Below are 25,459 nucleotides of genomic sequence, written 5' to 3'. Positions count from 1 at the left end.
TTTTATATAAGTGCAAATTTACTATATTTTATTTTATTAAAAGCCAGTTTCTTTTATTGCTCCAAAAATTTAAACCAATTCTAAAACCAAAATTTTCTATAAAAGAGAGTTTAGACATAATAAAATTAAGTTCAAGATAACTTAAGAAGATTTATAGTTTTGTAAATCATTCTTAATCAATGAAAAATAAATATATTGCCCATTCAAGAATTTCCGAGGCAAAATTTAGAGAAATTTTAGATCTATTTTGTATTAATATTAAAGCCCAAAATAAGTGGTATTTTTGTGATGTTCACAACTGATAATCAATAAAATATTTGAAAAATAAGAGAGCGAATTGCAGAAGAATGCGAGAAAGATAAAGGGGAAATAGAACTTGACGAGAGTTATTTCGGAGCCAAACGGAGTTCACGAGAAAAGAGGAGAAGCAAAAGGAAACCACATATCCGATTAATATTATTTATATGGTTGTGTACTTGCTGTAGTTTGGTGGAGTCTTAAGATTTGAGATAAGAGACTCATTACAAAAAAAAGTAGAAAACTTAAAATTAAGCTATACCATTCGAGGAAAAGGACCTGTAATGATAGTCGGACATTTGTCTTCCGGAAAAATAGGCTATGAATTGACACTTAAAGAGCTGGAAAAATACTTTACAATGGTTTATTACGATCCGAGAGGAACGGGTAAATCGGAAGTTCCCAGAACGATTGAAGATTATAATCAAGATTGTATTGTCAATGAAATCGAAGGTCTTAGGAAAAAGCTAAAAGTAGAGCAAATTTATCTCTTTGGGCATTCTGAGCAAAGTTCTATCGCATTAGAATACGCATTGAGGTTTCCCAAGCACACTCTTGGATTGATTTTGACGGGGACAAGTTTTGCGGGTACTCAGCAAGAGGATATTGAAAAGCGTAAAGCATCTGAAAACAAAAGAATGAAGGAGTCCCGATGGTTCTGGTTCCGGCAGGTTATTAAAGATTGGGATTATATGGACGCTCATAAAACCGATACGGATAGCACGGGAAGAAATCTTTTGTATGCAAAAATTAAATGGTGGTGCTACAACGAGGCAACCTCTTAGAAAGTGATACCGATAGTAAAAGAAATTACTAAAGCGGGCAGGAAAAAACTTGTTAATAATCAATATCCGATAGAAACCACAAAAGAAAGGCAGAAATATTTGAATTATCAAAAAAGATTTAGAGAGATTAAGGTTCCCGTTCTTATCATTAACGGAAAATACGATACCAATAATCCTCCGAAATATGCAGAAAAATTACACAAAATATTACCCCATTCAAAGTTTGCGATAATAGATAGAGCCGGTCACTTTCCGTGGGTGGAAAATCCGGCAGAAACTTTTCGGCCGATTAAACTCTGAATTAAGCTTCTTTAATGATTTCTTTTCCGTCTAAAAAATAAAGCCCTTTCAGGGTGTGCAGACGGTCCGCAACATGTATTTTATCCGTTAGAGGTTTATACACATGAGACACACCACCCGTAGCAATTACAAAACACTCCGTCTCCAGCTCGCGATTGATACGCTCTATAAAGCCCTCTACCATACCGAGATAGCCATAGACCATACCGCTTTGCATACAAGTGACTGTATCTAAGCCGAGTATGCTTTTGGGCTTTTTCAGTTCTATTTCCGGAAGCTGAGCCGTATCGTGAATAAGGCTGTTGAGCGCAGTGATGATTCCCGGTGCTATGATAACGCCTATGGTCTCGCCGCTTTCGGAAATGCAACTTGCTGTAAGAGCGGTTCCAAAATCAAAAATCAATTTTGTTCCTTTAGGGTAAAGATAGTGAGCGGCTACTAAATTTGCATAGATATCTGTTCCCATTTGCTTTGATTTTGGCAAAACCCCCGACGGAGTATTTCTATCCACCAAAATAGGTGTCCTGTGATGGATTTTGGAAATGGCACTTAGTACATCTTGGGTAATCTGTGGGACTACGGAGCCTATAATAATTTTATCAATATTCTCTGTGTCTATTTCGTAGGATTTGTAGAGCATTAGAAACTGTACGAACATTTCGTCTCTCGTGCGGTAAGGCTTGGTATTGATAACCCAAGATACCTGGCATTCATCCTTATGGAAAAACCCGAAACGAATATTGGTATTTCCAATATTTATAACGATTGTTTTCATTATTTTTGGCATAGTTAGGGAGGGGTTACTCAAAATTCTGCAATTCTACAAGTTTTTTATAGATACCATTTCTTGCAATAAGTTCAGGATGGGTTCCCTGCTCTACTATTTTACCACGCTCCATTACGATGATGAGGTCGGCTTTTTGTATTGTAGAAAGCCTATGGGCAATGATGAGGGAGGTTCTATTTTCCATCATTCGATCAAGAGCATCTTGCACAAAGCGTTCACTTTCTGTATCCAAAGCCGAAGTGGCTTCGTCTAAAATCATAATAGGCGGATTTTTAAGAACAGCTCTTGCAATAGATATTCTCTGTTTCTGCCCTCCCGATAGCTTATTGCCATCGTCACCTATATTCGTATCATAGCCTTCAGGAAGCCCTTCTATAAATCGGTGTGCATTGGCTATTTTCGCAGCTTGATAGACTTCTTCTCTCGTCGCCTCTGGTTTTCCCATTAGGATATTGTTGAAAACAGTGTCATTGAACAGTACTGATTCCTGGGTAACCATACCCTGAAGCTCCCTAAAATCTTTAAGATTGAGATTACGGATATCCTCTCCGTCTACTTTTATAGCACCTTCATTTACATCGTAAAATCTTGCCAAAAGGTTTGCTACTGTGGTTTTTCCACTTCCGGATTGACCTACCAGAGCCACCGTTTTTCCTTTTGGAATGTTCATCGTGAAGTTCTTGAGAATAACATTATCTTTATCATAGAAAAAACTCACATTCTCAAAGGAAATATGATCTTTGAGGGTTTTGATAGGAATAGGATTGCTAACTTCTTCTACTTTCAAATCGTAGTCTAAAACTTCTGATATACGCTCCAGACTTGCTGTCCCGCCTTGTATGGAAGAAACAGCGGAAGATAGTTTTTTGGCAGGGTCTAAAATCTGGAAAAACATACCAATGAAAACCAAAAAAGTCTCGGGGTTCATCGTATGATTTTCTATAATCTGCACCCCCGCAAACCAGGTAATCAGCAAGATGGTTACCGAGCCCAAAAACTCACTTATAGGAGAAGCCAACTCTCGTCTTCGGCTCATTGCGATGGTGTGTTTTTGCCAATTGTTATTAGTGTTTTGAAATCTTTTTTCTAAAATTTTATCAGCATTAAAAATTTTGATGATTTTAGATGATTTCAAAGTTTCATCGATTAAAGAAAACAAATTTCCTAATTCTACTTGGGCATAATGGGCTTGTTTTTTCAGGCTTTTTCCGACTATAGAAATCAACCATCCCATTATAGGAAAAACAATCAACGAAAACAATGTGAGCTTAGCATCCATTAAAAACAAGGTAAACAACGATGCCAAAATCATAAAAGGAGCATTGATGATATCCACCAAAGAACCCATTATAGAGCCTTCTACCACACCTATATCATTAGAAATCCGAGACATCATATCTCCCTTTCTTTGTTCCGTAAAGAAAGACACCGGTAGTTTTAGAAATTTATGATACATAGCCGTTCTCAAGTCTCTGGTAATATCCACGCGATAATTCACCAAAAAAAAGGCTCCTAAATAACGAAAAAAATTACGAACCAAAAAAGCAAATGCCGTAGTAATGCATAGTACCGCCAAAACATTGATAACCCCATAATGGTCTATATTGAGCTGTATTTTGTAATATGCCCATTCTTTTCCGTACGAGAACAGTTTCCCGATGCCGCCACTATAAACAGGAGGGCTGGAAGTATCCACTTTATCTATTGTGCCGAACATCAACCCTAAAATAGGGAGCATAGTCGCTACGGAAAATATATTCAATAATGAATACAAGATATTGAAAAAAATACTCAGAAATAAAAACCTTTGGTGGGGTTTTGCAAAATATAAAATTCTATTTAATGGTTTCATTCAAAGAGAAATTGAACCACAAAAGTACGGAAAAATAATCATTGACTTACAAATAAAAAAACCAGCTCCACAAGGAAGCCGGTTTCACTCAAAATAAATCGTTGTGAGTTTACCGAAGTCTGTCCACAGATTTTACAAGCCTTTCGTCCCTTTTTATGAATACATTTGCGATAAGCAAACATACAGTACTCAAAAACGGAAACAGCGGCTCAATACCTTTCTCCGGAAATTGCATTCCTCCAGGTAAGTTTAGCAGCCAGTACGCCAATACACCTATCAACAAAGCGTTTATAAAGATACTGATACTATTCAGCATCATTTGATTTTTTCGGTTTTTATAAGAAAAAATAGTCCAAGTCTCCAAAACAATCAAAACACAACAGGCAATAGGCAAAAGCATCGTACTGCCAAAAGCCTCTACATCTTGACTGCTAAGATACAGAAAAAAAGTTCCTAACACGGCTAAAAACATCCAGATGGTTTGTATTCTCTGTAGCATAAAGTTACATTTTAGACTTAATTTGGTTTGCAAAAATAACAATATTTTTTTGTATTTGTCAAAAATATTGTAAATTTGCACTTTCAACTACGAATTTCAATAGGCAATCATTTCTTCGATAAGCCTTTTAATCAGGATAAAAAACAAAATCAAAATCATAATCAACAACACAAAAACGTTTATGTTTGACATTGAAAGTCTAAAGTTAAAATCCACAGCGGAATTAACTAAAATTACGAAAGATTTGGGTATAAAAACCAAAAGAGGAAGTACTGACGATGAAAAGATATATAACATCTTGGATTTCCAAGCCTCGAACCCTAAAATAATGAAAGAATATTTTGGGACAAATAATAAAAATAAAGATGGAAAAACAGCTGAAGAGCCTATCGTAAAGACAAACGAAAAGCCGGCTCCTAAAAAAAGAGGCAGAAAACCTAAAAAAAATACAGACGAAGCTCCTGCGGAAGCAAAACAAAGCACCGATGAGGCTGCTGTAGATGCAGCAACCTCCAAGGAACCTCAAAAAGACAAAGAGGTAGAGGCAGCTGCAACGGCAGACAAAGAACATACACCACAGAAAAAAACACGCAGAAGAGGCATAAAAAAAGAGATAGAAACAGAATCTTCTAAACCTGTTCAAAACAAAACGGATAAACCAGCAGGAAGCGAGCATCGCAGCGAACATAAAAACAACAACCATAATAGGAATAACAAAAATCACCACGAAGAAAAGGTTCAAGAAAGAGAATTTAACTTTGATAACATCGTCATCGTAGAAGGGGTGCTGGAAATTCTACCGGATAACTACGGATTTTTGCGTTCGCCAGACTTCAATTATATTTCTTCTCCGGATGATGTCTATGTTTCTACAAACCAAATTAGAAACTATGGGCTAAAAACAGGAGATACGGTAAAAGGCTATGTGAGATTGCCAAAAGAAGGTGAAAAGTATTTCTCTTTGCAAAAACCTATAGAAGTGAACGGTAGAGACCTAAGCTTCATCAAAGATCGTGTAGCGTTTGAATACCTTACGCCATTATTCCCTCAAGAGAAATTTAACCTAACCGGTAAAAATGCGACCATCTCTACAAGAATAGTAGACTTGTTTGCCCCTATTGGTAAGGGACAAAGAGCAATGATTGTAGCTCAGCCTAAAACGGGTAAAACCATGTTGCTTAAAGACATAGCGAACTCTATTTCGGCTAATCACCCTGAAGCGTATATGATGATTCTTCTCATAGATGAAAGACCGGAAGAAGTAACAGATATGCAGCGGAGCGTAAATGCGGAAGTGATAGCTTCCACCTTTGATGAGGCGGCAGAGAAGCATGTGAAAGTAGCCAATTTGGTTCTTTCTAAAGCGCAAAGAATGGTAGAATGCGGGCACGATGTGGTAATTCTTTTGGATTCTATCACAAGACTGGCGAGAGCTTATAATACTGTAACGCCGGCTTCAGGTAAAATACTATCCGGAGGGGTAGATGCCAATGCACTACACAAACCAAAAAGATTCTTTGGTGCCGCAAGAAAAATCGAAGGAGGAGGTTCTTTAACGATTATTGCCACCGCACTTATAGATACGGGCTCCAAAATGGATGAGGTGATATTTGAAGAGTTTAAAGGAACAGGAAATATGGAGCTGCAATTAGATAGGAAAATTGCCAATAGAAGAATTTTCCCGGCAATAGACCTTATTGCTTCCAGCACGAGAAGAGACGACTTGCTCCACGATGAAAACACCCAACAGCGTATGTGGATTCTTAGAAAATACCTTTCTGATATGAATCCTGTAGAAGCTATGGAATTTATACAAAAAAACATAAAAGGAACTATAGATAATAATGAGTTTCTATTGTCTATGAATAAGTAAAGAGGATATTATTTTATCTTTTTTGTAATTTGCTTTATTTATGATAACATCTATTGACAAAACCGTTGCATTCCACACTTTGGGCTGCAAACTGAACTTTGCTGAAACTTCTACTATCGCAAGGCAGCTTACTGATGCCGGATACCGAAAAGTAGATTTCTCCGACAAAGCCAATGTCTATGTCATCAACACTTGCTCCGTTACAGAAAATGCAGACAGAGAGTGTAAGCAAATCGTAAAAAAAGCAATGAAAGCTAATCCTGATGGATTAGTTGTCGTAATCGGTTGCTACGCCCAGCTAAAACCAGACGAAATTGCACAGATAGAAGGTGTAGATTTGGTATTGGGGGCAAGTGAAAAGTTTAGTGTGTTGAGTTATTTAGAAGACTTACACAAATCCGAACAAGAAGGATTAGTGCACTCTTGCGATATAGAAAAGGTAGATTTCTTTATAGGTTCTTATTCCATTGGAGATAGGACAAGGGCATTCCTTAAAGTTCAAGACGGCTGCGATTACAAATGTACCTATTGCACGATTCCTTTGGCAAGAGGGATTTCGCGTTCAGACACCATAGAGAACATTACTAAAAATGCCAAAGAAATAGCCCTCAAAGGAATTAAAGAAATAGTCCTCACCGGAGTAAATATTGGGGACTATGGTAAAGGGGAATTTGGAAACAAGAGACATCAGCATACTTTCTTGGATTTAGTATCAGAATTAGATAAAGTAGAAGGGATAGAGCGAATCAGGATATCTTCCATTGAACCTAATCTTCTCAAAGATGCAAGTATAGACTTGGTGGCGGATAGCTCGCGTTTTGTGCCTCATTTCCACATTCCGTTGCAGTCGGGTAGTGATGAAATATTAAAAAAAATGAAGCGGAGATATCTTACTTCGCTATACACAAATCGTATTGAAAAGATAAGACAAACCCTCCCAGATGCAGCAATAGGCGTAGATGTAATCGTAGGTTTTCCAGGCGAAACAGAAGAGCTCTTTATGGAAACTTATCATTATATACAAAATCTGCCTATTACCTATTTGCATGTATTTACCTATTCCGAAAGAGAAAACACAGAGGCAGAGGCAATGCCTGATGCCGTTCCGCATTCCGTAAGAAAAAAACGCAATAAGATGTTGAGAATCTTATCTGAAAAGAAAAAAATGAGTTTCTATCGTTCGCAGCTGGGCAAAATAAAACCCGTGCTTTGGGAACACGAAAATAAAGACGGAATGATGTACGGGTTCACCGATAATTATGTGAGAGTATGCAAGCCTTTTAATGAAAGTTCTGTAAATCAAATAGAATATTTGAAACTTAACCAAATAAATCCAGATGGTAGTGTTTCTGTTTTTCCCGCTTTCGAAACTTTTCTTGAGAGCGTTTGATGTTTTTTTGAAATGATTTTTGTTATCTAAAAAAAATAGTTTATCTTTGCAGACCATTTTATGAATCGGATAAGAAAATATGATATTGCTTTCTCAGGTTTAAAAAATGGGAAGCATAGTTTTGAATTTGAAATAGATAAGAAGTTCTTTGATTTATTCGAGGCCGATGTGGAGTTTGAAACCCCTAAGATTTTAGCTAAGATTCTTTTGGATAAGCATTCTACATTTTTGGATTTTACAATTGATGTGGAAGGAAGCGTAGATTTATATTGTGATATCAGTGGTGGTATTTTTACTTATCCTATTGATAATGAAATAAAGGTCTTGGTGAAGTTCGGAGAAAGCTATGACGATAGCAATGATGAAGTAATTACCATTCCTATGTCAGATTATGAATTCAATGTCTCACAGCTTATTTATGAAGCGACATTGCTTTCTATCCCAATGAAAAAGATTTCTCCGGAAGTGGAAAACCACCCCGAGTATAAAGAGCTTTTGGAAAAATACAGTCCCGTTTTTGAAGAAGATTTGGATTTAGACCAATTTTCTGAAGAGGAGGACGAAGAAATAGACCCAAGATGGGCGGCTTTGAAAAAATTAAAAGATAAAAAGATTAAAAAATAATTAGTAATTAAAATATAGAGAATAATGGCACATCCTAAGAGAAGACAATCGTCTACCAGAAGAGATAAAAGAAGAACTCACTACAAAGCTGTTCTTCCTCAGTTGGCAAAAGATGCAACTACAGGAGAAATGCACCTTTACCACAGAGCTCATTGGCACGAAGGAAAACTCTACTACAGAGGAAAAGTAGTATTAGAAAAAGAAGTAGAATCTACAGAAGAAAACTAATCTCTGTTGCCTCTTTTTTTATTCAAAAACACAAAAAACCGCTCTTATTTATTTAAATTTGAGTGGTTTTTTTATTGTTTTGAAATGAAAGTTTAGTATATTTGGACATTAAAATTATTACGATAATGGATTTAAAAGACTTACAAAACCTCATTAAGTTCGTTTCTAAATCGGAAGTGGCAGAGGTAAAATACAAGACTAAAGATTTTGAAATTAACATCAAAAATCCAAATGCTCAAGAGACAGTAACATTCGTGCCACAGGCTTATCCGATGCCCGCTCAGGCACCAGTAGCTCATTCTGCATCTGCGCCAGCACTGGTACCTGCAAGTACACCAGCACCAAGTGCAGAGGAATCATCAGTAGATGAAAGCAAGTTTGTTGCTATAAAATCCCCTATGATAGGGACTTTCTACAGAAAACCATCTCCGGACAAAGACCCTTTTGTAAGTGTAGGAGATTCTGTATCCGAGGGTAAAGTGGTTTGTGTGATAGAAGCAATGAAGCTTTTCAACCAAATAGAAAGTGAAGTAAGCGGCAAAATAGTGAAAATTTTGGTTGATGATGCTACACCGGTAGAATATGACCAACCATTATTTTTAGTAGATCCATCTTAGGATCTGTTTTTTATACGGTCTAATGATTAAATTGTAAAAAATGTTTAAGAAAATATTAATCGCAAACCGCGGAGAGATTGCGATGCGTATTCTTCGTACTTGCAAAGAAATGGGTATCAAGACAGTAGCTGTCTATTCCACAGCGGATAAGGATAGTCTACATGTCCGTTTCGCAGATGAAGCCGTTTGTATAGGCCCTGCTCCCAGCAAAGATTCTTATCTTAGAATACCTAACATTCTTTCGGCTGCAGAGATAACCAATGCAGATGCTATACACCCCGGGTATGGTTTTCTTTCTGAAAATGCAAATTTTTCTAGGATCTGTGCTAAGAATAATATTAAATTCATTGGTGCAACCCCTGAGCAAATCGAGAGAATGGGAGATAAAGCTACAGCTAAAGCCACGATGAAAGAAGCAGGAATACCATGTGTCCCCGGTTCAGACGGGCTTATAGACTCTTATGAAGATGCAGCCCGCATTGCAGAAGAAATAGGTTATCCCGTGATGATAAAAGCTACCGCCGGCGGAGGAGGCAAGGGAATGCGTGCCGTGTGGAAAGCAGAAGATTTGAAAGATCATTGGGATTCTGCAATACAGGAAGCTGTGGCAGCATTTGGCAATGGTGGGATGTATATGGAAAAACTGATAGAAGAGCCCCGCCACATCGAAATCCAAATAGCCGGAGATCAATTTGGAAAAGCTTGTCATCTTTCGGAAAGAGATTGCTCTGTTCAGAGACGAAATCAGAAGCTTACAGAAGAGACACCATCTCCGTTTATGACAAAAGAATTAAGAGAAAAGATGGGAGCTGCCGCAGTAAAAGCAGCTGAATATATAGGCTACGAAGGTGTAGGAACAATAGAATTTCTGGTAGACAAACATAGAAATTTTTATTTTATGGAAATGAATACCCGTATCCAAGTAGAACATCCGATAACCGAGCAAGTAGTGGATTATGATTTAATTAGAGAACAAATTCTCTTAGCAGCAGGAGAACCTATATCAGGTAAAAACTATTATCCAAAATTACATTCTATAGAGTGCAGGATAAATGCAGAAGATCCTTTTTCGGATTTCAGACCGTCTCCGGGGGTTATCAAAGGGCTTAATATTCCGGGTGGGCACGGTGTAAGAGTAGATACACATGTCTATAGCGGATATGTGATTCCGCCTAACTACGATTCTATGATTGCAAAATTGATAACAACGGCTCAAACTCGTGAAGAAGCCATTGCAAAAATGAAAAGAGCATTAGAAGAGTTCTACATAGATGGGGTTAAAACCACTGTTCCTTTCCATAGACAGCTGATGGACGATCCTGATTATATTGCGGGGAATTATACCACTAAATTTATGGAAGGTTTTAAAATGAATAAAGACTACGAAAGCATATAAAAATCGTAGTTTTATATAATAGCAAAAAAGCATCGAATATTCGATGCTTTTTTGTCTTTACAAATATAAAAATGGAGTAAGATCATTTTTTAGTCCTAAAATAACTCTTATTAAGTTCTATTTCATCTTTTTTCAAGTAGTGAATATTTCTTATTTTTCTTTGTAATAAGTTCTATGATTTTATCAAATATTTTATTGCTCATCGAACGGAATATACCGGTAATATCACTAATTGAGTATCACACGATAATACGCCGGCAAATCGGTTTCTTCAGAATGATTGAATATTCCTAACATCATTCCGGGTTCTACATATTTTCCGGTGTCATTCAACTCTATGGATACTACCTCCTGTACATCACTCGTTAGCTGTTTCTTCAAATAGTCTATTTGACAGCGCTGGTGAATATCTTTAGTATAAATATTGTCGTTTTTCATCTTTACCCAATGAAAAAGCTGAGACGGATGTATGACAAAGTTTCTATTTTGCGTCATCTTTATTATATATGATTGTTAAGCCACAAGACAATTAAATTATACGGTAGAGATGGAATAGAAGACATAATTCCATCCCCACTGTAAATAACTTCAAATTGATTTAAACTTTTTATTGGGTTAATATGCCGATAATGCTGCTATAGCTTCCTCCAACGTGGCAAGTCTGTGTCCGAGAATGTTCTCAAAGGCTGTTGGGTCGGATAATCCCTCTCCATTATTACTGGCTTGGGTATAGGCTTGGAAAGACAGAACTGAGGCCTTCCAACCTTGAGGGAAATCTTTGAGACGTTGAAGTTGTTTATGCAACTCTTCCACGCTCACTGCTTCAATCTTAATATCCTTATTAAGTGCTTTTGAGATGGCTTCCGCTCATTCGCCATAGGTGAACAGGCAACTGGTCAGCTCAATGATGCTATGAGGTACACCTTCTAGAATTACTTTGGCTCCAGTCTTAGCATACTCGGTTTTGAGAGTACCTGCCACAACCTCATTGCCAAATACATAATATATATGTTTTAATTCCCGAGACATAACAAGCAGAGACAGGTGTAACTCCATATACCACCCATTGCGTAAAATAGTATAGAGGATACCTGATTTTTTGATGAGAGCTTCTGTGGCAAGGTGGTTGATCTCTAATTCCAACTTACCCTGTTCGGGGGCGTGAATACTGGTATATACGATATAACCAATGTCACTGCACTTGGCAGCTTTTAACTACATTTCGTTGAAAATTAGGAGTAGGGATAGAAACGAAGAGCAGACGGTCAATCCCCTCAAAGGCTTTGGTCAGTGCATCTACATCTGCATAATCGGCAACTCGTATTCCGACACCTTTCTCTTGCAAGCCTTTCCCCTTGTCTGCATCTCGTACAAGAGCAAATAGGTTAACATCGGGATTGAGTCACAAAATGTGTTGAATTGCTAAGCTACCGTATCCTCCGGTTGCGCCGGTTACTAAGATATTTTCTTTCATATTACTAACTTTAAAAATCACGGTGCAAAGGTAATATGGGATATAAAATGTAGGAAGTCAGAATCGAAACAAAACATGTTCAAATCGAAACAGATGTTTTTTATATCTTTGCATTCAGATATGTACACACTAAGAGAAATCATAAGAGATGCTGGTGAACAATATGCCGGAGATATTTGGGAGGGGCATATTGCCTGCCAGTTTGTAGAAGAGAAATTCATCCCCTCTGGTATTGATTATGATGGTTTCTCTGTGTTCTCTTTTTTGTTGGTGTTAAAAGGTTGCATATCTGTTGAATACAAAAAGAAGAAGATAGAAGTAGTAGCAGGTGAGGTACATACTTATGCCCCCGGAATTCCCACAAAAGTAATATCTGTGAGTGATGATTATGAAGCGTGTTTATTACATTGTGATAAACAGTTTATTTATGATACACCAACATTAAATCATGTGGTAAGAGTTGCTTTTTTTCCCGGTTGCCGAATTGAGCTATCCTAAACTAACATTGAGTTCAAAATAAACTTTTGAACTCTCAGAGCTCATGGATATGTTGCGAAAACGTATTCACCGTCCGTCTAAAACACAAAATGAAGCAATTATTGCTATTATGCAACTTATAAGTTTGAATCTGATAGAAATACAAGAACAGCACATTGATATGGTTCCTTATTGTAGTGGTATATTTGCAGCATTTCTACAACTGGTTCATCAACATTATAAGGCACATCATGATTTATTATTTTATGCAGATAAACTTCACATGAGTACTACTTATCTCTCCCGTATAGTGAAAAAGATGAATGGACATACAGTTGTCGATTTTACTCATCAAACTCTTGCCTCTGAGACAGCCATAAAATTAAAGACTATAAATCTAACAATAACCCAATTAGCGGATGAGTTTCATTTCTCGGATCAATCAGCTTTCACAAAGTTTTTTACTCGTATGAAAGGAGTATTTCCAAAAGATTACAGAAAAAATAAATTGAATGATAATATTGACTATCAGTTTGGATTATTGGGAACAATTAGATAAAAGAAAAAATCACTAAGAAACTGATAATTCAATACTTATAGATTTTATTGATACCCAGACCCGCAATTGGAAGATGAAGTTTAATTTTTTTCCATTAAACCACTTGAATATTCAGGTGTTTTTTAGTTTGTTATCTTTGCGTTATGCAAACCAAATCAATGCAAATAGGACGAAAACGAAACTTACTCCGCAGATACCAAGATGTAATGGACGAGTTTAACAAACACGATTGCCGTTATATTCCCATTTCGGTGATTCACAGAGAGTTTATTTACCCTAAATTTCATATCAGCCGCCACACGCTGTATCGCATTTTAAATACACCCATTGAGGAAGAATTGCAAGAAATCAACCGTACACAACCCACACTCTTTGACTTGTAAAAGCAAGTGGCAATAGCCTCCGTTGCCTTTTGTTTATTTACCAGAAAAATATTGCCTACGGATGCTGTCTGCTAAACATTGTGCATCTCTAAATGATAGATGATTTTATACTCCTGCACGCCGTCGTCTCTTTGCACTCTCCCAAAGGAAAAACGGAGCATTTTGGAGGCGTTTTCCAAAGGCGAAAAGCCGTGCAGTTTTTCGTGAATTTTCTCCGCCCATTCAAAGATTGCCCACGCGTTGTCTTTTTGGTTTTGTGGGGCTTTGAGGCTGGTATTGGTTAGCTTTACATTAGCAAGGGTAAACTCCACCGAAAGGCTGACATTCTGTCTGTCTTTGGGCTTTTTACTAAAATCTTTCCCCATATTGGAATAATCCGCCTGTGCTATATCTATAAGGCAGCACGGCCATTGTACAGGCATATTGGGCGAATAGTAGTCTAACTGCCCCCAGTTTTCATCAATATATTTTAGTTCGGTAACTTCTGAAAGGCGGGCTTGTAAGTTTTCTAAAAGTGTTTTCATTTTTTAAAAGGTTTTATTTCTAATTCTTTGAGGTTTTTATTTACAATTTCCCTAATGGTGTTATCAATTTGCGGGTGATGCCCAATGAATTGGCGTGGTTCTATTTTCATTTTAGAGCCTACTTTTTTAAGCGCAAGGGCTTTCCATTGTTCGGCTTCAAGTCTTAATTTTTTATTTCGTTGGGAGTAGGAAACCTTACCTGTTTTTGTGGTTTTGATAGCCCCAGAACTCTCGTAATATTTTGCCCAAAAAAAGCGTTTCATTTTCTCGGTAACGATGATTTCTCCGCCGTTGTTAAGCATCTCTGCGTAAGGCATTGCACTGGTGAAAACAATGCCTTTGGGGGTGAGCTTTGAACTGATAGAGCGGCGGAGTTTCCCTGTTCGTATCATTACAGAGCCACGGCGGTTGATGAGCTTAGGCTGTTTCCATTTCTTATCAAAAAAGGCTTTGCGCTCAAAGTTTCTATCAAACTCCTCGCTGATCTTTACCTTTATATCCGTGAGTGTGGTTTTTAAAAAGTCTTCGGGTTTCATAGTTTATATTTATTTTTTTGTAACTTTGTGCTCTAAAAACATTTAGTATTATGACACTGCAAGAGTATCGTAAAGCGGTAGAAGAACTAAAAGCTCCTCAAGAATTAGATGCGTTTGATAGAGCCAAGTGGTATACTGCAGAAATTGAAAAGCTACAATCTGAACTATCTTCTGAAGACTTAAAGCAAGTTTTGGAAGAAGAACGCCGTTGGGCTGATAAAATGCAATCTACCGTAAGTTAAATTTGTGTCATTTTTATCAAATATTCATCATTTCCTTTATCTATTACATCTGTAACCTTAAACTCTTGACCTGCTTTAAATAATGCTTCTTTTTCCGAACCAAATCGCGAAAGTTTTTCAATAATGGCGATATTTTTAGCTTCTATTTCAAAAATAACATTTCCATTAAATTTTGATTTTTCATCATAGGAAGTAGATAAATGTGCTTTCTCTATGATAGTCTCCCCTGTTTCAAAGGCTTTTTTATAGCTCTCCAAAACATCTAAATTATTCTTTCTTTTACTAAATTCCACGCCTCGATACACCTTACCTGTAAATCGGTCGGGGATTTCGTCTAAGGCTTTATTTATGGTGCGGGTAATGGCGTGGTAAAAGTCTTTCCTCTCGGGGCTTCCTTGCCCTATCTTTCTGTTAAACTTATTCAGTTCATCATAAAAAGAGGTAGTATACATCCTTACCGAAGCCCGCTTTTCAATATCTATTTTAGGAAAAACCTCCATATAACGCTTTTTAATATCGGAGAGGATTATTTTAAAACCAGTGTCTTCGTGCAGTAGTATTTCATAATCCTTTTTCAATAAGTCCTCCACTGCCTTTTTAGCTTCTTTGGCTCCAACTACCTTGGTATAGCTATTTTCAGGCGGAAAAATCTTTTTATTTTTTCCTGCATTGAAACGGAACATTGCCAGTTTATTTTTGCCATTTTTGCCTATTTGGGTAGTGGCTTTTTCTCCCATTTCTTGTGCCTTTTGGCTATCGGTAAGCGTTTTTTCTCTTGCTAAAACTTCTACGGCTACACAACGGCATCGCCAGCCATTGGGTGGGTAGAAACTATCCCAAAAAGGGTCGGTTTTAGGCAAGCATACCCCACGCAAGGCATCGTGTGAGGCTCTTACGCGTTCATCGCCGGCGGTGCGGTATTCTAACCAATAACGCTCGGTGTCGTTTTCTAAATTTGCCCATTGGCTGGCACTTATAGCACTATGCGCGGCAAATTCATACTCTGCCTCCAAATAATGGTGGTTGTATTTTTCATTGAGTTTTAAAACTTTTTGTTCAAAATCGTGGTAAGCCCTTAAATTGCCCTGTTCATCTTTGAGGTAAGAGCGTGCCTCTGTTAGCTGGGCGTGGGTTTTTAATCCAGAGAAAACAAACACATCCTGCTCCAGATATTGGCGCATTTCGGCAGGAGTTTCATAGGGGATTTGTTCGCTTAAAATCTCCGCCGTTTTATTAATTAAGCCTTTATATTCGGTAATCTGTGCCAAATCCTCTGGGTGGTAACCTTGCTTTTCGTAAAGCGTTTTAAAAGCCTTTTCAGCATAGTTTAAAACCTGTTTAAACTTGCCCATAGCATGGGCGGGCTTTTTATTTAAATTAAGGTGTTCCCTTTGCGCTTGGCAAGAGGGGCAATCGCAGGGCTGGTATTGCTCCTCTAAACTTTGGTGCAGGGCTGAAAAATAGCGTTGAGTATTTTCAGCCCTTAGTCGAAAAAATCTAAGGCTAAATTTTGTCCTGTGTTCGGTGCTACCCGCTCACCGGAGACTTCCACACCAAATTTTTCTTTTATCCAATCATCTGGAATATTTTTATAGGGCAAAAGTTTAATGGTTCTGTCGAAAAGCTCCGCCAAATCATCTACTTGGTCAAAGGCAAAGGTTAGCCCCTCTTCCAAGTAGCCAATGCGTGCAAGTGCGGGCAAAACACTATCGTTCATATAAAACTCTACCATCGTTTGGTCGGCATTGATAAGCTCCTGCAACATTTCCTGCGAGCTCTGCTCCTTGCCCTTGCTTCCAAATTTTGTATCTTGCCCAATGATAGCCCCAGAAATCAAAAGTGAAATATTATCACGGCAGAGCTTAATGAGTCCGTTATAGACTTCGCCACTGGCGGGTGTGCCGGTATTGGCGAACTCAAATTTTTCGGTGTCGTCAATGATAAACCACGCGGCGGCACCCATATCCATCATCATTTTTTCGGCACGTTTCAAGGCATACGGGTCCTGCGTATTGGTGTGCATCACGCGCGGTGGAATGCCGTAAATCTCGCACAGTTCCGACCAGCAGGATTGGGCGAAACGAGAGAATAAAATATGTGGCACAGCCTTGTTTAAAAGCCCCAGCGGTTCACTGCCAGAAAACTCCAACAGCCAAGTGCCAAACTCGGGCGTCTCGCGGTATTTTATCGCTCTATCGTCGGTGTAGTCTTTGACAAGCTCGCCCTTTTGGGGAATTACATTTTGGCGTGGAATAAGTGCCATTTCCAGCGGAGCTTCAAGGTTGAGGCTTTCGGTATTATAGGCAAATTCAATGAGAGAATGCCCGTAAAACTCCGCATCCAAAATTGCCGAAATAATATCGCTGGAGAGTTTAGATTTCTGGAATTTATCCGTAAGCTCCTCGTGGGTGTCGCCGTTTTGTTTTTTGAGTGAAAAGTTAGCCGAAAGGGTTTTGCGCTTGCGGTTTTGCAGTTGCGAATAAGCGTGCGCATCAAGCATCATTTCTTGCATTAAATTGTAGAATGGAAACATTTTAGGGCGTTCTACATTAGAGGCTTGTGCTTGTGCTTGTTTCCATATTTGTACATCAATGCGCGTTTGTGCCATAGCCTTTGGCTCAATGGTTTTAAAATAGCGTGCAGGGTTATTTTTGCTTCGTTTTGTAGCTTTGTTATTTGTTTTTTTCATTGTATTTGCCTTTGATTTGTATTCCTTTTTCGGTGATGGCCAATTGCTCCAAATGAAAGCCGTCAGCTTCCATTTGTACGCGTATATGGCGGTCAAGCATTCGGTCTATTTTGCCGTGCTTTGCCTTTTGAATATCCGAGCCAGTGAGGGGCGATTCTTTGTACTCTCCTTGTGCGGCGATAAGCAAGTGCTCTATGTGTCGCTCGGAGCTTTCAGAAACGGCTAAATCCCCCTTTTTAAACACCAAATCGTACTCATCAGTGAGTTGTATATCATTCATTTTTCATTTTATTTATAGGGTCAAAACTATGGTTGAATTTAGGTCGAGAGCCATATACAAAAACGATTTTTTCTGTGCCGTCTGGGTTTTGGTTTTCATCATCAGAAAGCACGGGCAAGTCTGGTAAATTTACCTCTCCTTTGGCGAGTTGTTTAAGCCATTGGGTGGCGCGGTCATAGCGTTCTTTGGCTCGCTCGTGAAGAATATCCGCATTACATAAATCAATAATATTCCACTTGGCAATATTGATAGCGCAGTTTAAAAGCATCGCGTTACGCTCATCGCCTTGTGCGGAAAAGATTTTATCTATATCATAACGCAAGCGCCCGTCCAGATACTCGCGTTTGTTGTTGCCTTGCAAGTAACTTTTTAGCTCTTGCTCTGCGGCTGCCATAGCCTGTAAAACAATGCTATCGTCTCCCTCTGTGATTTGCTCTACTTGATAGCCGTAAATGTTGTTTTTTAAATCTTCTTTTTGTAGAAACATAGTTTTCAATATTTATTATTTACTCTTGCGCCAAATCGGTAGGTGCTTTTATTTCTTCGTGTACGCGTGCTTAGGTAGTTAAAGGCACCATGCACAGCATCGGGCCCGTCATCGTGAGCCCCACTTCCTTTCTCAAAAGCAAGGAACTGGTCAATGAGTGTTTGCATATCGGGGTCTTCTTTTAAGTTGGCGTTAAAAAACACATTCTTACGCTCAAAATACCCCGACAAACTTTCTATCCTATCAAACTTATCCGTTTTGGGGCGCTTATCGGCTACCACTGGAATATAATAACCACGCTTTTCGCCCTCTCGGTCAAAGTCCGAAACAAAATCGTCCATTGCAAAAAGCCCCTCAATGAGATAGCGGATATTAAATTTTTCTAAATGGTTCTCCTCGTAGGTATTATAAAGCCATTCGGCGCAATGGGCACGGCTTTTTTGCTGCATATAGGCGGTGATGATATGATATTCCTTGCCGGTGATACCTACCAAAACCAGCGCTTTGTAATCAGCGTTGGCCTTATAGGAAAGGGCGCCATAAAAGCACAGCGCATCGTATTTTTTAAGCGGTAGGGCGGGTTTATACAAAATATTTTCGTGCTTGAATATCGCACCGTCTTCAATGTGGGTGTGCATATATTCACGCATAAAAGAACGGCGCGGTGTTTTTTCGTACTTTTTGCGCCAATAATCAGCACTGGTTTTCTCCGGCCATTCGGGTTCAAAGTTGATTAAATCCTTGACGGCACAAACGCTTAAAACTTCAAAATGCAGGGCGCTTTTTTCCTTTTTATCTTCCCCTGCAATTACTTGTTTGAAATAGCTTTTTAAGCGGTTGGTAATGGAGTTTTTATGAAAGTTGTTATTGGCAAAAACAAAACGCTCGGTAGCGTCTTCGTCGGTGTCAAAACAGCCCCAAATATCCTCTGTAATATAGTCCACTGCTTCGCGCATAATGCGGTCGTTGTGGATGGATTTTTTACTATCCACATCATCAACGACAATGTAATCGGGGCGTTCGGCTTGCTCTCTGGCACCTCGTGGGTTTTGCCCAAAGCCAAGCGACATAAATCGCACGCCGTCGGAAGTCGCAAAGTCGCCATCCGCCCAATTCCCAGCAGAATAACGCTGCCCGTAATCGTTTTTAATACGATTATTAAACTGCAATTGCGCCTGTATAGAAGAAAGCAGCCTTTTTGCCTTAGGCTCGGTCTCGCCCACTAAAAGCATAAACTTTAAATCATTTTTAGCCAAATACAAATACAAGGGAATACCCATATCAATATGCACGGATTTACCGGCAGAGCGATACATTTCTGCCAGTAATCTTAAACGCTTGTGTTTCACAATTTGCCTCGCCAGCTTGGCGTGGAACCACGCGGAGGGTTTTTTGGCATAGTTGGGAAAATAATAAGCAAACCAGCGGAGATAATCCGCCTCTAAATGCCTTATACGCTCGGTTTTTTCTTTGGAGGTTTCACCTACTTTAACCGAAGTTGCTTGTGCAATACGCTGGCAATGCTTGTCGTAATCCTGTAAAAGTTTTAAATATTTGTTATTGCCCATTACTTATCTATGTTGTTGATTTTTAATTGTAAAAAAAGTTTATGATACTTGGTGCACTCTTTGGCAAACTGCGGGTCTTGCTCCGCAATGAAATAATCCAGTTCCTTTAAAATTTTATGAATGACAATGGGGTCGGCTTGTTTGTTGAGTCTATCAATGGCCGCCATGAGTTTATTCACAGCATCAGCGTTAAAGGTTGCGGGTTCGCCATTGGCCACACGAAGTGCCTCTTGCTGGAGCTTTTGTTTTATAGCAGTTGGCGATGCGTGGAAATTGAGGCGTTTTTGTTCCCAGTTGTCCGCCTTTGCCCAGTTGCCGATGGTTTTTTCGGTTACCTTAAAATGTCCGGCCACTTCTTTTAAAGTGATTTCTAAATTCTCAATATAAAATTCCTCTGCCTTGAGGCGTGTTTGAGTCTTTGCCATTGTCTTTTTATGGGCAAAATTCTAATAGAAATATCTTGAAAAAAAAGAATTGTATCGTCATGCGACAACATTGTAGAATGTTGATACAAACCTGTCAAATAGTCAAACAACTATTTTTATATCAGTCTTTTACATTCCAAATTTGCACCGTAAAACAGAGCGGACAACCTCCGTGTTCAATCAAAATTAAAACAACGAAAATGCCACGATTTATATTAAACGATGAAACAAAGGCCAACTCGTACGGCTTTAAAATAAAAACTGATGGTATCAATTTGGAGCGTTTTGCTCAAAATCCTGTAATGCTCGACGGGCATAATCCGTCCAATCTTTCCGTAATAGGTAAATGGAAAGATATTCAGACAGAAGAGGGCAAACTCTCTGCCGATACCGATTTTGATACAGAGGACCAAAACGCCGCCTTAATTGCAGGCAAAGTAGAGCGTGGAGTTATCAAAGGGGCAAGTATGGGTATTGCCTTTAAGCGTCAGGATTTACATTATGAAAATGGCGAGCTAATCCTCTCCGCTTGCGAGCTTTTAGAGGCAAGTATCGTTTCCATTCCCAGCAATGCCAATGCTTTGCGCTTATATGTAGACAACAAACTTTTAACAGGCGATGAAGTGCAGAACCTGTGCCTATCTATTGAAAATAACGAAAATTTTAAACCAGAACATATGAAAAAAGTACAATTAAGCACAGCTGCATTGCTCATCTTAGGATTTGCAACAGCGCAGGAATTAGATGCCGAACAAATCAATGAGGCATTGCTGAGCTTGGATAAGCAAAAGAAAGATTTAGAACAAAAACTCCAGCTTTCAGAGGAAAAAGTACAAGCCTATGAAAAAAAGGCAAAAGAAGAAAAAGACAAAGCCATTACCGAGATGGTATCGCTTGCTGTGAAACAAGGCAAAATCACCGCCGACAAACAGCAATCGTTCATTGACTTAGCTCATCAGAATTTTGATTTAGCCAAATCAGCGCTTGAGGCTATTCCAGCGAAACAAAACTTTTCGCCCGATGTGAAAACTCCAAGCGGAGTGGTCCAAACCATGGAAGAGTTTCAAAAATTGAGTTTGACGGAGCAATTGGCGTTTAAACAATCGAATCCAGAGGGTTATAAAGCCATTTTAAAATCACTTTAAACAATAATTAAAAACCAATAAAAAAAATAGAATTATGCCAAAGAATTTTCCAGAGATATGGGAGGGACGAGTAAGACAAACCCTCGAAAAAGGAGCCAACGCCGATTTCCTTGACGGTGTAGCAGAACTTGACGGCGATGTTACCCAAATGGGTGAAAAAAACATTATCCATGTACCCACCACACAATTTGCACCGGAGGTGTTGATTAACAACAACACTTATCCGCTTCCCGTGCAAGAGTACGATGATGACGAAGTAGTTATCAACTTGGATAAATACCAAACCAAACCCGCCAAACTCACCGACGACCAAATTCAAGGGGCGAGCTACGAGCGTATTGATGCCATTACCAAAGCACAAACCAACTCCATTGGAGCAAGGAAAATGAAAAAAGCCCTACACTCCATCGCACCACAACAAGACGAGCCTACCAAAGGGAATATCGTGTTAGATATTGCCGATGCTTCTGTGGGGTGTACTTATGAGGATTTGGTAAACCTCAAAGACAAATGCGATGCTGCCGAGTGGCCAGAAGAGGGACGCCGTTTAGTGCTTTGCAACAAGCACTGGAACGCCCTTTTAAAGGACCGCAAAAACTTCGGTGACCAGCTTATCAATTACAAAACAGGAGAAGTTTCTCCGGTCATTGCAGGCTTTGAGATTAAAAAATACATTGCCTCACCACACTATAAAGCCGATAAGACTAAAAAAGCCTTTGGCGAAGTAGCTGGCAGTGGCGACAAACCTGCATCGGTAGCCTTTGTATTGGAGAATACTGCCAAGAAAACCGGTATCACTAAACAATATTTTAGTGAGGCAGGGAAAGATCCGGAGAACCAAGCCAATTTACTCAGTTATCGTCATTATTTTATCGCTACTCCTGTGGAAGATAAATGGCGTGCGGCTTTAATCTAAAAAGGATGTAAGGGCTAAGCCTATTTAGCCCTTTTTCTTTAATTATCAATTATTTAAAAACAATCAAATGGAACCTATATTTAAAGAAAACCCACAGCTTGATGTAGTGTATAAGACTTCCGACGGAAAATATTTTTATACAGAAAACGACGCTAAAAACTACGCCTCAAATTTAGAGGATAAAAAGGTTAAAAAATTAGTGCGTGGCGAGGATAAATCCGAAAAAGTAGAGGAGACAGCAACCGAAGATGTTGCAGAACCTAATAAAAAACAAACCAAAACGAAAAAATAAATGAACGGCGTTAAATTTATCAGAGAAAACGGCGGGCTGGGCAGAACCCTTGCCAGTGAGGACGCTACCTCCGGACTTATCGTGTACGGCGAAACAGCCGTGGAAAAAGCCCTTATTTTATCGGTGGAAGAATTGGAAGCACTGGGGGTTTCCGCCACTTCGCACCCTGTTTTGCACTATCAAGTGAGCGAGTTTTTTCGCATCAATTTAGGGGCAAAACTTTATGTGCAAGCGGTAGCAACTTCCGACCAGAACTACACCGAAGTAAAAGTATTACAGAATTTCGCACAAGGGAAAATTAGGCAATTGGCCGTTTGTGATTTTAAAACGGCAAGCTCCAATCTGCAAACTTGCGTCAAGAAATTACAAGCCATAGCCCAAGAACTTAGCCAGCGTATTACGCCACTTTCTATTCTTTTTTCCTTGAAAATTCAAACTTCGGAGATGACCTCTCTTCCAGATTTGCACGCAATGGAAAGCGACAAGGTAAGCGTTATCATTGGGCAAGACGGTGCAGGGCGTGGAAACTTTTTGCACCAAACCAACCCCTCCCTCTCGTGCATTGGGACAATTTTGGGCGCGTTATCCAAAGCCCAAGTCCACGAAAGCGTGGCCTATGTAGAGCGTCAGAATTTAGTAACTACCACTTACGACAAAGCCTTAACGGGTGATGAGTGGAAAGCTTTGGAATTGGATGTGCCCGCCTTTTGTGATGGCTCCAAGCTCGGCGATTACACACCCCAGCAATTGGAAGCACTAACGAAAATTAGCAAGACCAACGAAATGAAAGCCGTGCAGTCTGCCTATGCCAATTACATTGTAAAAGCCGACGAGGAAATAGAGCTACGAGATATGCTCAAAGCCAAAGCGGTGGAAGCGCTCATGGCGCGAATGCAGAAAACCACTGCCGAAGCAAAAAACTTGTAAGCGAGCTCTGTGGCTCGCAATATACGGAAAGAGAGAAGTGGAAAGCCGATGCGTTGATTAGGGCTAATTTTGGGATAAACCCAGAGAGCCTGCAAGTAAGTGAGTGGAATAAATTATATGCCCAAGCTCAATGGTTGGAACATTGGCGCTTGCAGAACCAAGCCGAAATGTTTTTAAAACTCTTCGGGAGTTAGTCTTTTTTCTTGAAATGCAAGTAAGCCGAAGCTAAATCATACCAATTCTCATCGTTATTTGTATCGTCAGAAAAACAATGTTTGGTAACGAAACGAGTGAAAACATTAGCTATCAAAATGACCATTGCGACAAAGGTAATTCCTCCTATTATAGCTGGAAAGACAAATAAGAGAATTAAATAAACAGCTATAAGAAAAATATATTTTTTCATACCTAAAATGCTTTCCGCAAAGATAAGAAAAATTAAATATAAACAATGAAAAGAATAGAATTTAAAACAGCACCCTTACCATTTTAAGGACAAAAGAGAAATTTTGTGAAACATTTTAGAGAGGCTTTGAAAGATTTTCCAAGCGATGCCACTTATGCCAGCGATAAATATTGGAAGCTCACGGATTATTTGGAAGTGTTGGAAATGCTACAAGGTTCAAGTTTTATTATTTTACAAGCAATAAGTCACATATCGTGGAGCTTTGTGAGTGGCTGGAGACACGCATAGCAAGCAATGTTAATCCTTTCCATAGGGCAAATTGTACAAATGACAGGCAATCCTACCGAATGTGAAAATAAGCAAAAGTACACAGATATTATGTATTGTAAAAAAATAGCAGAAAGTTTGAACTAAATGTGTAAAAAAATTACAACCATACCTCTAAAAAACTGCACATTTCGTTTTGCGAATTATACACGAAAACAGAAATACAAATTTTCATCTCTATTTATTATACGTAAATTTGCATAACTTCTGTACTCAAAGTATAGTGACAACAAGGTTTTCTAATAATTAATGGGCTATTTTGTTACATCGTCATACCTCAGAATGAAACATTTTTATTTTGGTTATGTTTAATAAATATACAAAAATTATTTTCTACGATCAAGTAAAATTTTTAATACATACCAATACAATAGCATCACCGAAGAAAATAACTGTAAAGACGCCCCTACATACTGACCACTAGTGAATGTATATTTCAATTTTTGTGTTTGATAAAGAATAGAACCTCCGGCTAAAAGTATCATAAATACAGAAAACCACAAGCCTAAATTAAACCCAAATAAAGCCCCTGCTACAATAACTCCCAAAGCAACAAAACCACCAATAACAAGAATATTCCTTAAAAAGGAAAAATCTGCTTTAGAAGTAAATGCCACACCTGTAAGGCCTACAAAAAGAGCTAAAGTAATTATTGCCGCTTGATAAATAACAGAAGTATCTGAGTATGTCATGGCAATATACATCATTGGCAAAAAGATGATAGCCTCTAAAAAGACATAAAATAAGAGACCTAAATACTGTACTGAACGATTCACCGAAAAAGTACATCGATCTGCTAATAAAGAGCCTAACCAAAAAGCCCCTATCAAAAACAACCAAATAAACTTACCCTGAAACATTGCTAATATCATTTGATCAGGGACAATATTCAATAAGAAAGATTCTACCCCTATGAAAGCAAGAATAGCCAAAGCTAAATGAAAATAAACTTTTCTATAGAAAATACCTTTTTCAATATCATTACAAGCTACTACTAAATTATTTGAATAATCCATAACAATAAAATTTTAGTGGTGTAAATATACATCTTTCCTGAGAAATACAAAAAATAAAAAACAAAAAAAGGCTGCAAAATATATGCAACCTTTTTCAAAAATAAAAACTGGCGGCGACCTACTCTCCCACTTTCGTAG

The 25,459-nt window shown here is 38.6% G+C and carries 33 protein-coding genes; 17 read left to right on the top strand and 16 right to left on the bottom strand.

Features of this window, described 5'->3' with window-relative positions:
• The first annotated feature begins 581 nt into the window (after positions 1-581).
• Both BLS89_RS08425 and BLS89_RS08420 read left to right on the top strand, forming a co-directional pair.
• Entirely contained in the window at positions 582-1,082 is a 501-nt protein-coding gene (locus BLS89_RS08425; RefSeq protein WP_092737458.1) for an alpha/beta fold hydrolase, read from the top strand.
• A gap of 3 nt (positions 1,083-1,085) precedes the next feature.
• Positions 1,086-1,382 carry an alpha/beta fold hydrolase gene (locus tag BLS89_RS08420; protein WP_092737456.1) on the top strand — a complete coding sequence of 99 codons (297 nt, stop codon included), beginning with the start codon at positions 1,086-1,088 and terminating at the stop codon, positions 1,380-1,382.
• 1 nt (position 1,383) lies between these two features.
• Here BLS89_RS08420 and BLS89_RS08415 read toward each other — a convergent pair whose 3' ends face one another.
• The 3 genes from BLS89_RS08415 to BLS89_RS08405 all read right to left on the bottom strand — a co-directional run bounded on the left by BLS89_RS08415 (position 1,384) and on the right by BLS89_RS08405 (position 4,520).
• A complete protein-coding gene (locus BLS89_RS08415; protein ID WP_092737508.1) occupies positions 1,384-2,157 on the bottom strand; it encodes a type III pantothenate kinase in 774 nt (257 codons plus the stop codon).
• A gap of 25 nt (positions 2,158-2,182) precedes the next feature.
• A complete protein-coding gene (locus BLS89_RS08410) occupies positions 2,183-4,021 on the bottom strand; it encodes an ABC transporter ATP-binding protein (RefSeq protein WP_092737454.1) in 1,839 nt (612 codons plus the stop codon).
• A gap of 109 nt (positions 4,022-4,130) precedes the next feature.
• On the bottom strand, positions 4,131-4,520 hold the full coding sequence (locus tag BLS89_RS08405) for a DUF4293 family protein (protein WP_092737452.1): 390 nt from the start codon (positions 4,518-4,520) through the stop codon (positions 4,131-4,133).
• 181 nt (positions 4,521-4,701) lie between these two features.
• Between BLS89_RS08405 and rho the strand changes: the two genes are divergently transcribed.
• From rho to accC, 6 genes are all read left to right on the top strand, one after another.
• Positions 4,702-6,393 (top strand): transcription termination factor Rho, encoded by a 1,692-nt coding sequence (gene rho / locus BLS89_RS08400; RefSeq protein ID WP_092737450.1) that lies wholly within the window; start codon positions 4,702-4,704, stop codon positions 6,391-6,393.
• Positions 6,394-6,433: 40 nt separating this feature from the next.
• Positions 6,434-7,783, top strand: a complete 1,350-nt coding sequence (mtaB, locus tag BLS89_RS08395) for a tRNA (N(6)-L-threonylcarbamoyladenosine(37)-C(2))-methylthiotransferase MtaB (protein ID WP_394330519.1) — start codon at positions 6,434-6,436, stop codon at positions 7,781-7,783.
• Positions 7,784-7,843: 60 nt separating this feature from the next.
• A complete protein-coding gene (locus BLS89_RS08390) occupies positions 7,844-8,407 on the top strand; it encodes a YceD family protein (protein ID WP_092737448.1) in 564 nt (187 codons plus the stop codon).
• Positions 8,408-8,431: 24 nt separating this feature from the next.
• A complete protein-coding gene (gene rpmF / locus BLS89_RS08385) occupies positions 8,432-8,635 on the top strand; it encodes a 50S ribosomal protein L32 (RefSeq protein WP_092737446.1) in 204 nt (67 codons plus the stop codon).
• Between the two features lie 125 nt (positions 8,636-8,760).
• The gene (gene accB / locus BLS89_RS08380) at positions 8,761-9,252 is read left to right on the top strand and encodes an acetyl-CoA carboxylase biotin carboxyl carrier protein (RefSeq protein WP_092737444.1); all 492 of its coding nucleotides are present in this window, start codon (positions 8,761-8,763) and stop codon (positions 9,250-9,252) included.
• A gap of 40 nt (positions 9,253-9,292) precedes the next feature.
• Positions 9,293-10,648, top strand: coding sequence for an acetyl-CoA carboxylase biotin carboxylase subunit (gene accC, locus BLS89_RS08375; RefSeq protein ID WP_092737442.1), 1,356 nt, complete (start codon positions 9,293-9,295; stop codon positions 10,646-10,648).
• 228 nt (positions 10,649-10,876) lie between these two features.
• Here accC and BLS89_RS08370 read toward each other — a convergent pair whose 3' ends face one another.
• From BLS89_RS08370 to BLS89_RS10695, 3 genes are all read right to left on the bottom strand, one after another.
• Positions 10,877-11,143 carry a hypothetical protein gene (locus BLS89_RS08370; protein ID WP_143017752.1) on the bottom strand — a complete coding sequence of 89 codons (267 nt, stop codon included), beginning with the start codon at positions 11,141-11,143 and terminating at the stop codon, positions 10,877-10,879.
• A 372-nt stretch (positions 11,144-11,515) separates the two neighbouring features.
• On the bottom strand, positions 11,516-11,791 hold the full coding sequence (locus BLS89_RS08360; protein ID WP_092737437.1) for a Rossmann-fold NAD(P)-binding domain-containing protein: 276 nt from the start codon (positions 11,789-11,791) through the stop codon (positions 11,516-11,518).
• Between the two features lie 49 nt (positions 11,792-11,840).
• Positions 11,841-11,993: a hypothetical protein gene (locus tag BLS89_RS10695; RefSeq protein ID WP_176763281.1), complete on the bottom strand. Its 153-nt coding sequence runs from the start codon at positions 11,991-11,993 to the stop codon at positions 11,841-11,843.
• Positions 11,994-12,242: 249 nt separating this feature from the next.
• On the opposite strand from BLS89_RS10695, the gene BLS89_RS08355 reads away from it, so the two are divergent.
• The 3 genes from BLS89_RS08355 to BLS89_RS08345 all read left to right on the top strand — a co-directional run bounded on the left by BLS89_RS08355 (position 12,243) and on the right by BLS89_RS08345 (position 13,541).
• Positions 12,243-12,620: a cupin domain-containing protein gene (locus BLS89_RS08355; RefSeq protein ID WP_092737435.1), complete on the top strand. Its 378-nt coding sequence runs from the start codon at positions 12,243-12,245 to the stop codon at positions 12,618-12,620.
• Between the two features lie 49 nt (positions 12,621-12,669).
• Positions 12,670-13,158, top strand: coding sequence for a helix-turn-helix domain-containing protein (locus BLS89_RS08350; RefSeq protein ID WP_176763280.1), 489 nt, complete (start codon positions 12,670-12,672; stop codon positions 13,156-13,158).
• A 143-nt stretch (positions 13,159-13,301) separates the two neighbouring features.
• Complete coding sequence (locus BLS89_RS08345) at positions 13,302-13,541, top strand: hypothetical protein (protein WP_092737431.1); 240 nt, start codon at positions 13,302-13,304, stop codon at positions 13,539-13,541.
• Positions 13,542-13,612: 71 nt separating this feature from the next.
• On the opposite strand, the gene BLS89_RS08340 is transcribed toward BLS89_RS08345, so the two are convergent.
• Both BLS89_RS08340 and BLS89_RS08335 read right to left on the bottom strand, forming a co-directional pair.
• The gene (locus tag BLS89_RS08340; RefSeq protein ID WP_092737429.1) at positions 13,613-14,065 is read right to left on the bottom strand and encodes a hypothetical protein; all 453 of its coding nucleotides are present in this window, start codon (positions 14,063-14,065) and stop codon (positions 13,613-13,615) included.
• Positions 14,062-14,601 (bottom strand): hypothetical protein, encoded by a 540-nt coding sequence (locus BLS89_RS08335; RefSeq protein ID WP_092737427.1) that lies wholly within the window; start codon positions 14,599-14,601, stop codon positions 14,062-14,064. The genes BLS89_RS08340 and BLS89_RS08335 overlap by 4 nt, the downstream gene beginning before the upstream one ends.
• Before the next feature lie 50 nt (positions 14,602-14,651).
• On the opposite strand from BLS89_RS08335, the gene BLS89_RS08330 reads away from it, so the two are divergent.
• Positions 14,652-14,843, top strand: a complete 192-nt coding sequence (locus tag BLS89_RS08330; RefSeq protein ID WP_092737425.1) for a hypothetical protein — start codon at positions 14,652-14,654, stop codon at positions 14,841-14,843.
• Here BLS89_RS08330 and BLS89_RS08325 read toward each other — a convergent pair.
• From BLS89_RS08325 to BLS89_RS08300, 6 genes are all read right to left on the bottom strand, one after another.
• The gene (locus BLS89_RS08325) at positions 14,840-16,195 is read right to left on the bottom strand and encodes a phage minor head protein (RefSeq protein ID WP_092737423.1); all 1,356 of its coding nucleotides are present in this window, start codon (positions 16,193-16,195) and stop codon (positions 14,840-14,842) included. The genes BLS89_RS08330 and BLS89_RS08325 overlap by 4 nt on opposite strands.
• A 131-nt stretch (positions 16,196-16,326) precedes the next feature.
• Positions 16,327-17,532: a phage portal protein family protein gene (locus BLS89_RS08320; RefSeq protein ID WP_092737422.1), complete on the bottom strand. Its 1,206-nt coding sequence runs from the start codon at positions 17,530-17,532 to the stop codon at positions 16,327-16,329.
• Positions 17,516-17,812, bottom strand: coding sequence for a hypothetical protein (locus tag BLS89_RS08315; RefSeq protein ID WP_092737420.1), 297 nt, complete (start codon positions 17,810-17,812; stop codon positions 17,516-17,518). Before BLS89_RS08315 ends, BLS89_RS08320 begins: the two co-directional genes overlap by 17 nt.
• Positions 17,805-18,299: a phage protein Gp36 family protein gene (locus BLS89_RS08310; RefSeq protein WP_092737418.1), complete on the bottom strand. Its 495-nt coding sequence runs from the start codon at positions 18,297-18,299 to the stop codon at positions 17,805-17,807. Before BLS89_RS08310 ends, BLS89_RS08315 begins: the two co-directional genes overlap by 8 nt.
• 5 nt (positions 18,300-18,304) lie before the next feature.
• Positions 18,305-19,867 (bottom strand): phage terminase large subunit, encoded by a 1,563-nt coding sequence (gene terL / locus BLS89_RS08305; RefSeq protein WP_092737416.1) that lies wholly within the window; start codon positions 19,865-19,867, stop codon positions 18,305-18,307.
• Entirely contained in the window at positions 19,867-20,292 is a 426-nt protein-coding gene (locus BLS89_RS08300; RefSeq protein ID WP_092737414.1) for a hypothetical protein, read from the bottom strand. Before BLS89_RS08300 ends, terL begins: the two co-directional genes overlap by 1 nt.
• 200 nt (positions 20,293-20,492) lie before the next feature.
• Here BLS89_RS08300 and BLS89_RS08295 point away from each other — a divergent pair, with 200 nt between their 5' ends.
• From BLS89_RS08295 to BLS89_RS08280, 4 genes are all read left to right on the top strand, one after another.
• Positions 20,493-21,437: an HK97 family phage prohead protease gene (locus tag BLS89_RS08295; protein WP_092737504.1), complete on the top strand. Its 945-nt coding sequence runs from the start codon at positions 20,493-20,495 to the stop codon at positions 21,435-21,437.
• 34 nt (positions 21,438-21,471) lie between these two features.
• The gene (locus BLS89_RS08290; RefSeq protein WP_092737412.1) at positions 21,472-22,353 is read left to right on the top strand and encodes a phage major capsid protein; all 882 of its coding nucleotides are present in this window, start codon (positions 21,472-21,474) and stop codon (positions 22,351-22,353) included.
• 67 nt (positions 22,354-22,420) lie between these two features.
• Positions 22,421-22,645, top strand: a complete 225-nt coding sequence (locus BLS89_RS08285; RefSeq protein WP_092737410.1) for a hypothetical protein — start codon at positions 22,421-22,423, stop codon at positions 22,643-22,645.
• On the top strand, positions 22,646-23,572 hold the full coding sequence (locus BLS89_RS08280; protein ID WP_092737408.1) for a DUF2586 family protein: 927 nt from the start codon (positions 22,646-22,648) through the stop codon (positions 23,570-23,572).
• Between the two features lie 190 nt (positions 23,573-23,762).
• Here the strand turns inward: BLS89_RS08280 and BLS89_RS11235 are convergent, their stop codons facing one another.
• Positions 23,763-23,891 carry a hypothetical protein gene (locus tag BLS89_RS11235; RefSeq protein ID WP_262501488.1) on the bottom strand — a complete coding sequence of 43 codons (129 nt, stop codon included), beginning with the start codon at positions 23,889-23,891 and terminating at the stop codon, positions 23,763-23,765.
• 192 nt (positions 23,892-24,083) lie between these two features.
• Between BLS89_RS11235 and BLS89_RS10685 the strand changes: the two genes are divergently transcribed.
• Positions 24,084-24,266: a hypothetical protein gene (locus BLS89_RS10685; RefSeq protein WP_176763279.1), complete on the top strand. Its 183-nt coding sequence runs from the start codon at positions 24,084-24,086 to the stop codon at positions 24,264-24,266.
• A gap of 365 nt (positions 24,267-24,631) precedes the next feature.
• Here the strand turns inward: BLS89_RS10685 and BLS89_RS08270 are convergent, their stop codons facing one another.
• Positions 24,632-25,321 (bottom strand): Bax inhibitor-1/YccA family protein, encoded by a 690-nt coding sequence (locus BLS89_RS08270; RefSeq protein WP_092737404.1) that lies wholly within the window; start codon positions 25,319-25,321, stop codon positions 24,632-24,634.
• Between the last annotated feature and the right edge of the window lie 138 nt (positions 25,322-25,459).

Origin of the sequence: Riemerella columbipharyngis (assembly GCF_900101995.1) — a bacterium.
Taxonomy (GTDB): domain Bacteria; phylum Bacteroidota; class Bacteroidia; order Flavobacteriales; family Weeksellaceae; genus Riemerella; species Riemerella columbipharyngis.
The sequence above is the reverse complement of the archived record's forward strand: the minus strand, read 5'-3'. Positions and strand labels throughout refer to the sequence as shown.